Origin of the sequence: Candidatus Methanocrinis alkalitolerans (assembly GCF_029167205.1) — an archaeon.
GTDB classification, from domain to species: Archaea; Halobacteriota; Methanosarcinia; order Methanotrichales; family Methanotrichaceae; genus Methanocrinis; species Methanocrinis alkalitolerans.
Map to the genome: position 1 here is coordinate 1 of NZ_JARFPL010000058.1, position 8,218 is coordinate 8,218.

Here is an 8,218-nt window from a genome sequence, read left to right on the forward strand (position 1 = left end):
CCGGAGAACCCGGTGGTCGTGCTGGTGGGGCCGTTTTGGTGGATATTTCGACCTTTTCCTACGACCACCAGGTTCTCCCCGGTGGTTCTATGATATCTCACATCCAAACCTGGATAATATCATAGAACTAAACCGGGTGAGGGGGTCCAGGCTCTCCTCCTCCAGCGGCGACGGCATAGAAACATTTTTTGTGGTTGGCGACAGTATCTTTCGCCAGAGAGAGATTAAGATGAGACATAAACCTATTTTGGTTTTGCTGATGCTGGCGGCTCTTGTGGTTCAGGAGGTACCAGCGGCAGCGGATTCGGGTGAGATCAAGAGCACGGTAGCAGAGGTTGTGGATGGTGCAGTGGTACAGTGGAATAACACGAATTTTGCAGGATTTTATCGCGAGATAGATGAAGAAGGGTGGATTTATGGGACCGAGGAGATAATCATGACCATCTCCGAGGGGAACGTCCTCGCTGAGGATACCGGTGTTGTTTACAGGACCGAAGCTCAGCCGAACGAATTTGACTTCGAGGAGTGGGGCGAGTATATGACCATCGGCTTCCTGGCTGATGAGTACTTTGCCGCCTACGTCGAAGGAAGCCATCTCTTTGGCAGGTCCACCGACGCCAACCTCATGAAGGACGAGCAGCTCTCCAAGGTCCTGATGGACGATGACGAAGAATGGACCTTCAAAAAGAATGATCCTCTGAAGTTTAAGGAAGGTTATGTTCTGGCGATAAAAGGCATTGATGCGTATGGGAATATCTGGCTAGAACTGAAGAAAGACGGAGTAATCGTTGACTCAAGTCTCTTGGCGCCCTCCAAGCCTGGAGCGACCCTCAAGGACAAGACCTATGTCTACAGGAAAGATCTAGGAAACACAAAAAAGATCGTTGTCATTGCAGTCCATTTCAAGGGGAACGTCTTCCATGGGACTGGGACCAGCCTCCAGGACGCGGCTACCGTCAACGCTATTTGGCAGATATCCGACACAATTACTTCCATTAAAGAGGATACCAAGTTTAACAAGATGACGATCCAGACCGTGGACGCCGATGCCAGGTGGATTATGGCGAACAATGAGGATGAGACGATAACCCTCACAGCGGGCAAAGATATCCCATTGATGGGTAGTATAGGGATCAGGACAACTGCCGAAACGCCCCTCAGTTTCTATCTCTATAGGGGGGAATTAAAGCGATGAAACGATATTTTGCGGTGCTGGTGGTGCTGGTGGTGCTGGCGGCGCTGGTGATGCCGGCCGCAGCGGATGAGGTAGATGATCTCATATTGGGTCTAAAGTATGGAACGGTAGACACCCGATTGGAGGCTGTTAAACTTCTTTGCACCATCGAAGATCCTAGGGCGGTCGATCCTCTCATCGAGGCGCTCAATGATACTGATCCAAGTGTTCAGGCATGGGCCGCGAGTGCGTTAGTAAGACTAGGAAAAACTGAGTACATTGACCATGCAATATCGGTTCTAAGGATACATCCGAGTGCGTTTGTTATTTCAGGAGATATTGCATGGTCACTCAAAGAGTCACTTAAAGAATCCAGAGCTACTGTTGCCCGAGCGCGGGCGGCCCGGGCTCTTGGCGCGAGCCTCCATCCGATGGCGGTCGATCCCCTCATCGAGGCTCTCCAGGATGAGGATTGGGGGGTCCGAGCGGAGGCTGCCATAGCTCTTGGTGAGATCGGCGATGCAAAGGCAATCGATCCACTTGCGAAGGCTCTTCTGAAAGATAATTTTGATCCGTACCATCCAAACGAGATATCTGGGAACATACAGATCCGACGGAGTGCAGCAGAAGCTCTTGGAAAGATCGGAGACAAACGGGCAGTACAACCTTTGATCGAGGCGCTCAAGGATGAGTCTTGGCATGTCCGATCGACTGCTGCCTGGGCTCTCGGCGAGATCGGCGATCCAAGTGCTATCGAGCCGCTAACCTACTGGGCTTCGAAGGGAAACCACGGGGCTGCGGAAGCTTTGGAGAAGATCCGAGCTGAGTAGCGGGGGCGAGCCGAGGGCGGGGCGGTGATACCCCGAACCATGGAACAATACCGCCTCCACGGTGGCGGAGACGAGTTGTACGGAAGCTACTCGTTTCCCAACCTATCTATCGAGGCGAATCTGTCCTTTTTTCAGTTCTCTATGTCATCAGGGGTTGGCAATATTTTTTTAGCATATATTCTCCGCACTTCCCGCTCGATTCGCTCAACTTCAGAAATATACAGGTCCAGTTCGCGGGACAAAGGCAAAAATCCATACACATCGGCAAGTGCACGGACGGCTAATAGAAATGCAATAAAATCAAATTTTTGAATCCCTAGTTGCGAGGGATCTGGTCTTTTGCATCCTTTTAACGCCGCGAACAACTCTTCCAGATCCTCTTTGCGTATATAAAGACCCCTTCCGCTTGAGAGGATATGGAGGGTAGCGTTCATTGGGGATTGGAGAATAGCTGGGTTAATTGAAAAATACCTTCTCACTCTCGGAGATGCTTCAGATTTTCTTGAAAGTAAGAATCCCTTATTCTCCATGTCGGCTAGAATTGGCTGAATTTGGCTTTGCTCGCATAACGTATTAATTTTAATTTTCGATTTTTTAAAAAAATTAGCTATATTATAAGCATAGTCCTCCTCATAGAGGAGATGAAGGAGAAGATGAATCTTCACGTCATTACGTCCTTTACTATCTTCAAGAGCCACATGCCAATATAGGGGGGTCTTTTCTGTAGTCTGGTTGGCAGTCATACAATAACTTATTGCGTGAACCAGATATTTTAAGTTATCTCCATATATGGAAAAAACGTATATTTATTCAATATATGGAGTAAATAGCCCAAAAATCAATATTATATTATTTATATCGTTGATTGCCCTACATAAATCCTAATGAAGCCGAAATACACCGAAAGGTTGAGCGATAACGTCGCGTTCCGAGCGACGCCAACGCAGCGAGGATTCTTGGAAGAATTGGCGAAAGACCTAGGCGGCTCGATAGGCGACGCAGCGAGGGACCTCGTCGACAGAGCGATGGAAAACCAAGCTTTCAGATAAGATTGAGGCTCAAAAATGAAAAATAACCACTCCAAACTCGATATAGAAAGTTACAGCTTTTATACCTTTCCTATTTCGAGAAAAGATCATCTTAAGGCATCTGAACGCGAAATTGCTACTAAAATCGAGGCCAACCACGGGAGGGATTCCTGGTGGTGATGGGAATCGCTGTCGGTGGGATCGCCGATCAGAAGAGGCCGATAATTCTCGATGTGTGGCAAGAAGTCTGCGGACCCCTTCACCATCTCGACCACGATGAAGGCTGCCTCTTCGCGACCATCGGCTCCATTTCTGTATGGTTGCCGCCGGAACTCAACGCGGAGCTAGCCCCTCACCAGGGGCATCGCATCTGCATTTTGAGAACTGACAGCCCCTTGCGACCATATCGTGTCCGAATTCCAGGGTGAGATCTTGGCCGACTCGATAGAGCAAGAATATCCCTTTAGGAGGTCCAAGAGATGAGTTTCTCCGTCACCGACCAGCGGAAGGCCAAGTATGCTGCCAGCGTCTACGAGGAGTCGAAGCTGAGGAGGACGACGGCGCGAGGCCTCCACTATTTCGCACTCGGCAGGTCAGATTATCCGGTATTCAACGGCAAGGGCGAAGTGGTGGATTCTAGAACCTACCGGGACGAGGACTCCGGGCGGTTTACGACCTGGATCGCCCTGGCGAAGAGGCAGGGACTGATACCATGGGATGCGATCCCCGACGAGTCGGTAGGGGAGATGGTCCTGGTTCCCTCACAGGAGAGTTGTGATTTTAGCTACGAGTACTGGATCGACCACGAGCCGATAGACGAGATCCGATGGCACTTGGAAGCTACATCCCCAAAGCTAGCGGCGTCTGAGATCCTCCGACCTCAGCCCCATCGAGTTGAACTCTGGCTTGAGAAATCGACGATGAACCATCTCCTGGCAGACATCTGCCAGAGAAACCAGACCACGTTAGTGACCTTCCGAGGCCATCCATCCTGGGGAGCAGCATGGAAGATGTGCAAAAGAGCCCAGGAGGACGGCAGACCGACCATAATTCTCTACCTATCGGACTTGGACCCATCAGGTTTTCTGATGGCCCAAGAGCTGGCTGGTAAGGTCGCCGAGCTCAATATCAGCTTCTTCGAGTCGGGGCTAGACGTTCGCATTAGGAGGATCGGCCTCACCCCCGAGCAGGTGGTCGAGCACCATATCCCCTTGGTGAATCGAAAGGGCGGCGAGAAGGCCAATGTGCAGAAGTACGCCGAGTACGTCGGCAAGTGGTCTCTAGACCCTACCAAAAAGGCAGAGCTGGACGCCCTTGAAAGGTATCACCCTGGAGGAGTGCAGGCTTTTGTTGAGAAGTGGCTCTGTCGGTTCCACGACCCTGGTCTCGACCAAAGGTGCCGAACGGAGACCTCTAGGCTGATCGGTGAGCTTCCCGACCCCCCAGAGTTCCCCCAGGAGGTACTGACCCTCAGATCGGGAATCGTTGCCGACCTGGAGAGGCTGAGGGGGATCGAGAACAATCTCCAGATGGATCTGGACCGGGGCCGTGTAGACTGCAAAATCGAGGTCGACGTTGAGACCGTCCAAAGCTACAAGTGGCTCCTTAGCACCAGTGAAGGAGTCTATCCCGGAGATGGCGATGTCGACTTTGTAACGATCGAAGCGGCGATGGCTGGAGGAATAGGTCCTCGGGGGTGGGGAGGATGAGCGACCACTTTGGCGGAAAAACTAGAATCGTCGGGCTAGAGAGGTGGAGATGAAAGATCCCCTCACCCTCCTTCCCGAGAACATACCCACATCTCTGAGGGATCGGCGACAGTGGGTTCTATGGCGACATGAAGAGCGGGACGGAGAAGACAAACCGACAAAGGTCCCCTACATGATCAACGGGCGGCGAGCCTCTTCGAAGACGGAGTCGACGTGGTCGAATTTCGACGAGGTTCTAACCGTTTACGATGACCTCGGAGGTTACGACGGCATCGGCTACGTCCTAGCAGAGAACGACCCCTACGTCGGGATCGACCTCGACGACGTCGTGGCGGAGGACGGAACGATCGAAACCCAGGCGAGGGAGATCGTCGAGCGGCTCAATTCCTACACTGAAATTTCACCTTCTGGACGAGGGCTCAGGATCTTCATCGAAGCCAAAAAGCCTGGGCATCGGTGCAGAACTTCGACGCGGCCAGGGATCGAGATCTACGAGAGGGCGAGGCTGCTATCTCTCACGGGCCACAGGGTCGCCGAGACCCCAGCGACCATCGAGAAGAGACAGGTCGAGCTCGAAAAGCTGTATAACGAGATCTTCCCCACGAGAGATGAGCCGATAGTCCAGGCACCTCCAGGGAAGTCTACGATCGAGGACGGGGTACTTCTCGGCAAGATCCTGGGCTCAAAGCAGGCCAAAAAATTTGAAGCGTTATGGGATGGGGATATACTCGGCTATCCTTCGGCGAGCGAGGCAGATCTCGTTTTCTGTAATATCCTAGCCTTTTGGACGGGCCGAGACGAGACTCAGATGGACAGGCTCTTCCGGGCTTCCGGGCGGATGCGGGCTAAATGGGATGAGAAGCGAGGGCGCCAGACTTACGGCGAGATCACCCTCTTTAAGGCGATCTCAGGGACCTCAGAAGTATATGAGCCCCCTGAAGGTGGGGATGAAGGGGCGAGATCCGTCACCGAGGAAGAGCTCGCCTCCAGGAAGATCGATAGCGGCCCAAAATTCGAGCTGAACCTCCCGAGAGATCACTACCTGACCCGCTACATCGCATATGGGCGGGACATCTCCGACGCTTACCCCGACTATTGGCTCGCAGGCGGGCTCTACCAACTGGCCGTGATAGCCGACAAGAAGTTGTGGGTCAAGCTGCGACAGGGGCCGATCTATCCTAACCTCTACATCTTCATAGCCGGAAGATCGAGCCTGAGCCGCAAGAGCACCGTCGTCGACATTACCGAGTCCCTCCTCAACGACCACAGACCGGGAACAGCGATCACCGCTGTTCCGACGGAGTTCTCGCCGGAGGCCTTCATCGAGCACCTCGACGAATGCCCCCATGCCCCATGGGTCCGAGATGAAGCCGCCGGGGTCCTCTCAACCATGAAGCGGGATTACATGAGAGGGTTCAAGGATTCCCTCATGCAGTTATATGATTGTCGACCGATCCACCGCAAGCTGAGGACGAACCGCCGAAAAAACAGCAAAACCGAGTTTGTTGTGGACGACCCCTATCTCAATGTCCTATGGGCGACGACCGACTCGGCGTTGGCCGCGAACACCGAGATCAACGATACCCTCAGCGGCTTCATGGCGAGGTTCATTTACCACTTCCCGAGGAGGCCAAAAGAGCGGTGGCTACCCCTTGAAGAGGGCGCGGCGATGAACTCCGAGCTGGAGCACGTAGTCCGGGGGCAATTGGCTACCATGTCCAACAAGGTCGCCGGGATGGTGAGGCGCCAACTCAAATTTAGCAAAGAGGCCTCCCAGTACTGGACCCAGTGGCAGAAGCAGAGGGCGAGCGAGATCGAGAAGCGGGACGACGCCAATGAGATGCAGATCCACAGCAGGCTTGTGCCGTTGGTGGCAAAGCTGGCGATGCTCTTCGAGCTGGGTTCCTCCGACTTCGATCAGGATCGACCCTTAAGGCTGGAGTACGTCGTCGAAGCGTGTCGTCTTGTGGACCAGTATTATCATCCCATGGCCATGGCCGTCTACGACATGGTAGGCAGAGACCTGGAGAAAAATATTATCGACCGTATCATAGCGTTTCTGAAGAGACACGGTGGCATATCCACAAAACGTGAGATATCTCGCCACGTGAAGATCAAGGCGAAGGAGTTGCAGGAATATCTCAACACCATGGCCGGGGACGGAACCGTCGAGTACTGCAAGGTCGAGAATCCTGGAGGTGGGATACCTACCATCAAGGTGGTTCTGGATGTCAACAATGACACTACTGTCACGAGAGTCAACTCTGTCACGACTGTCACTAGTAACACTGAATATGGTCAAGAGAATAATAATACTAAATATGACGAGTCATCATCTTCTTATGGGGATGATGTTACTACTCAAGGTCGCAAACCTGGTGACATTGAGAACCCTCGTGACAGCGGTGACACCGGTGACAGTCGAGACAGTCGTTTTTCGCCTCCCAAAACCGAGGACGTGGTCTTCGGGCTGAGCCGAGCGCACTATCTTCACGTCGGCGGAGGTCAGATACCCACCGTCAAGCAGTTGATGAACGACGACCCCAGGTTCTGGACCGCGGAGAAAGCAAAGATGGCCATCGCCCTCCTGGCGGAGAAGGAGGACGTGGTCGCATGAGTCATCTTATCCTCCTCGCCTGGGTCTTTTTTGTCCTGGGGCTGATCTCCCTGGTGGTCCTGGCGGCGTTGTTGCTATCAGCGGTGGTCGAATGATCCGCCAGTGCGATCTCTTCAATTTTACAGAGGGCGGACGCCACCCTCGCCGCGGTGGCGATAACGAGGACGACGATCTCCCTGTCCACTCGTGGGGGAAGAGGTGCGGTAAATGTGGTCGTCGTCTCGGGGGTGGCGGTTTGGAGGTGGTCGGTTACGGGCTCTGCTGCTGGCGCTGCTTCAATTCTACGACGGCAAGGCGCGACGGGCGTGGCGACCTCTCCAGCGATGCGAGCGGTTCCAGAAACGATGGCTACAACCTGCGGAGATGATTATGGCGTCGAAGGCGGAGTTGACGCGGCTTTGGACCTGGACCGGGAACCTGATCGAAGAACTCTCGGCGCTACAGGATGCGATCGCCAAGCTTGCAGAAGAGGATGAGGACTGACCCCTGGGGGGTTTGGATACATTTTCATTGCAGGATGTCGATATATGGCTAAGAATAATAATCCTAAAACAAGAGGCGTGAGCCTCAAAACGCCCGGTGACGTGCGACGGATCGCCCAGCGGGTGATCTCCGACATTTTCCGAGAACAAAGCCAGATAGAACATGCCGGAAAGATCAACCAGCTTCTAATGACATGGCTAAAGGGCTGGGAGCTAGAAAAACTTTCCGACGTAGAAAAGAGGCTTGCAGCACTCGAAGAAGACGTAGCAAAAAATAAGGAGGCTAGACGTGACAGGCCGGGCCGCTATTGAGAGAAGGCTGTCCGAGCTTGAGGCTAAAACGAAGCCCAAACGGATCGAGACGCTGGCCGATTGGGT

At 53.3% G+C, this 8,218-nt stretch carries 8 protein-coding genes; 6 read left to right on the forward strand and 2 right to left on the reverse strand.

Annotation, left to right across the window (positions count from 1 at the left end; genetic code table 11):
- Positions 1–259 precede the first annotated feature (259 nt).
- Entirely contained in the window at positions 260–1,195 is a 936-nt protein-coding gene (locus P0O24_RS11805; RefSeq protein WP_316969963.1) for an S-layer protein domain-containing protein, read from the forward strand.
- 14 nt (positions 1,196–1,209) lie between these two features.
- On the forward strand, positions 1,210–2,004 hold the full coding sequence (locus tag P0O24_RS11810) for a HEAT repeat domain-containing protein (protein WP_316969956.1): 795 nt from the start codon (positions 1,210–1,212) through the stop codon (positions 2,002–2,004).
- Between the two features lie 131 nt (positions 2,005–2,135).
- Here the strand turns inward: P0O24_RS11810 and P0O24_RS11815 are convergent, their stop codons facing one another.
- Positions 2,136–2,747 carry a hypothetical protein gene (locus tag P0O24_RS11815; protein ID WP_316969957.1) on the reverse strand — a complete coding sequence of 204 codons (612 nt, stop codon included), beginning with the start codon at positions 2,745–2,747 and terminating at the stop codon, positions 2,136–2,138.
- Positions 2,748–3,511: 764 nt separating this feature from the next.
- Between P0O24_RS11815 and P0O24_RS11820 the strand changes: the two genes are divergently transcribed.
- Together P0O24_RS11820 and P0O24_RS11825 are read left to right on the forward strand one after the other, a co-directional pair.
- Positions 3,512–4,741 (forward strand): hypothetical protein, encoded by a 1,230-nt coding sequence (locus tag P0O24_RS11820; RefSeq protein WP_316969958.1) that lies wholly within the window; start codon positions 3,512–3,514, stop codon positions 4,739–4,741.
- Between the two features lie 49 nt (positions 4,742–4,790).
- Positions 4,791–7,358, forward strand: a complete 2,568-nt coding sequence (locus P0O24_RS11825; protein WP_316969959.1) for a phage NrS-1 polymerase family protein — start codon at positions 4,791–4,793, stop codon at positions 7,356–7,358.
- A 1-nt stretch (position 7,359) separates the two neighbouring features.
- Here P0O24_RS11825 and P0O24_RS11830 read toward each other — a convergent pair whose 3' ends face one another.
- Positions 7,360–7,542 carry a hypothetical protein gene (locus P0O24_RS11830; RefSeq protein WP_316969960.1) on the reverse strand — a complete coding sequence of 61 codons (183 nt, stop codon included), beginning with the start codon at positions 7,540–7,542 and terminating at the stop codon, positions 7,360–7,362.
- Between the two features lie 51 nt (positions 7,543–7,593).
- Here P0O24_RS11830 and P0O24_RS11835 point away from each other — a divergent pair, with 51 nt between their 5' ends.
- Positions 7,594–7,725, forward strand: coding sequence for a hypothetical protein (locus P0O24_RS11835; RefSeq protein ID WP_316969961.1), 132 nt, complete (start codon positions 7,594–7,596; stop codon positions 7,723–7,725).
- Positions 7,726–7,885: 160 nt separating this feature from the next.
- The gene (locus P0O24_RS11840; protein ID WP_316969962.1) at positions 7,886–8,152 is read left to right on the forward strand and encodes a hypothetical protein; all 267 of its coding nucleotides are present in this window, start codon (positions 7,886–7,888) and stop codon (positions 8,150–8,152) included.
- Positions 8,153–8,218 lie beyond the last annotated feature (66 nt).

Coding starts and splice junctions, on each gene's coding strand:
- P0O24_RS11805 (WP_316969963.1), top strand. CDS start 260: ATGCTGGCGGCTCTTGTGGTTCAGGAGGTACCAGCGGCAGCGGATTCG.
- P0O24_RS11815 (WP_316969957.1), bottom strand. CDS start 2,747: ATGACTGCCAACCAGACTACAGAAAAGACCCCCCTATATTGGCATGTG.
- P0O24_RS11820 (WP_316969958.1), top strand. CDS start 3,512: ATGAGTTTCTCCGTCACCGACCAGCGGAAGGCCAAGTATGCTGCCAGC.
- P0O24_RS11825 (WP_316969959.1), top strand. CDS start 4,791: ATGAAAGATCCCCTCACCCTCCTTCCCGAGAACATACCCACATCTCTG.
- P0O24_RS11840 (WP_316969962.1), top strand. CDS start 7,886: ATGGCTAAGAATAATAATCCTAAAACAAGAGGCGTGAGCCTCAAAACG.